Source organism: Kineococcus vitellinus (assembly GCF_009906315.1).
GTDB classification, from domain to species: domain Bacteria; phylum Actinomycetota; class Actinomycetes; order Actinomycetales; family Kineococcaceae; genus Kineococcus; species Kineococcus vitellinus.
Map to the genome: position 1 here is coordinate 1 of NZ_JAAALL010000492.1, position 1861 is coordinate 1861.

Annotated in this window: 1 protein-coding gene; it reads left to right on the plus strand. The window is 80.2% G+C overall.

The genetic code is table 11. From position 1 onward, the window contains the following. Positions 1-171: 171 nt before the first annotated feature. Positions 172-1857, plus strand: coding sequence for an EAL domain-containing protein (locus GTQ99_RS22760; protein WP_166617945.1), 1686 nt, complete (start codon positions 172-174; stop codon positions 1855-1857). The last annotated feature ends 4 nt before the right edge of the window (positions 1858-1861 follow it).

The following is a 1861-nucleotide window of genomic DNA, read 5'->3' on the forward strand; positions in this document are numbered from 1 at the left end:
CGGTGGGGTTCGGCGCGGTGGGGTTCGGCGCGGTGGGGTCCATGGCGCCACGGTGGACGCCGGAGCGGACACCGGGTGGCCACCACCGCCGCCGCCGTGCGGCGCTACCGTGGCGGAGCACCACGGAGCGGCCACCGGCTCGGAGGTGGGCGCCGCGTCGAGGGGGGACCGGTGGCCTCGACGTCCGCCCGCGCCCTGAGCCTGCTGTCGATGGTCACCGGCGGCGCCACCCTCGGCGCGGAGGAGCTCGCCCGCCGCCTCGGCGTCTCCGCGCGCACGGTGCGCCGCGACGTGGAGACCCTGCGCGAGCTGGGCTACGCCGTCGAGCCGGTCAGGGGTGCCGGCGGGGGCTACCGCCTCGGGCCGGGCGGCGCGCTGCCGCCGCTCGTGCTGGACGAGGAGCAGGTGGTCGCGGTGGCGGTGTCCCTGCAGACCGCCTCGACCGTGCTGCGCGGCATCGAGGACGCCGGCCGGCGGGCCGAGCGGGCCCGCGAGCAGCTGGCCGCGGTCCTCGCGGCCGACCCGGTCACCGGCCTGCCCGCCCCGGCCGCCTGCGCCGCGCTGCTGCACGCCGCCCAGCGCGCCGCCGCCCGCGAGGAGCGGCAGGTCGCGCTCCTGCACGTGGCCCTGGACGGCTTCCGCGCCTTCAACGCCGGGCACGGGCGCGCGGCCGGCGACGCCGTCCTGGCCGAGGTCGCCCGCCGGCTGCGCCGGGCCGTGCGCGGCGGCGACGAGGTGGGGCGCCTGGGCGGCGACGAGTTCGCCGTCCTCGTCACCGACCCCGCGGCGGCCGTGGACGTGGCCGTGCGGCTGCTGGCCGTGCTCGCCGAGCCCCACGACGTCGGCTCCTGGCCGGTGCGGGTCGCCGCGAGCATCGGCGTCGCGCACCCGCAGCCCGGCGGGGCGCCGCAGGAGCTGCTGCTGGCCGCCGAGCAGGCCGCCGGCGAGGCCAAGGCCGCCGGCGGCGGCTGCGTGCGGGTCTTCGGCGCCCTGCCGGCCCGCACCGGGGAGGTCGAGCGCGCCACCGCCCGGCGGCTGCTGCGCGCCCTCGCCGCCGACCCCGACGGCTGCGCGGGGTCCGAGGGCCCGGCCGGCCGCGACGGCCCCGACGGCCGCGTGGAGGTGCACTACCAGCCCAGCGTCGACGTGGACTCCCGCGTCGTCGGCGGCGTGGAGTGCCTGGTGCGCTGGTGGCGCGACGGCCGCCTCGTGGGCCCCGACGAGTTCATCGGCCTCGCCGAGCGGCACGGCGCGATCGCCGAGCTGGGGCGGGCGGTGCTGGCCCGCGCCGTGCGGGACGCGCCCGCGCTGGCCGCCGCGGCCGGGCGCGACCTCGTGGTCGCCGTCAACGTCTCCGCTCCCCAGCTGCAGGACCCGCTGCTGCTGCCCGCGGTGCGCGCGGCCGTCGCCGCGCTCGGCGGCTGCCCGCTGGTGCTGGAGGTGACCGAGGGCGTGCTCGTCACCGAGGACCGGGCCGCCCAGGAGGCCCTCGACGCGCTCGCGGCCGCCGGCGCCCACCTGACCGTCGACGACTTCGGCACCGGCAGCGCGACGCTGGCCTACCTGCGCCGCCGCCCGTTCACCGCCTTCAAGGTCGACCGCTCCTACGTGCGCGACCTGGAGGTCGACACCCGCACCCGCGCCCTCGTCGAGGGGCTGGTGCTGCTGGCCGCCACGACGGGCATGGGCCTGGTCGCCGAGGGCGTCGAGACGCCCGGGCAGGCGCGGCTGCTGCAGGAGATGGGCGCCCCCACCCAGCAGGGGTTCCTGCACGCGCGCCCCGAACCGCTGGAGCAGGCGGTGGCCACCATCACCCGGCTGCGCGAGGCGCTCGCGCGGACCGCGACCACCGGCTGACGCC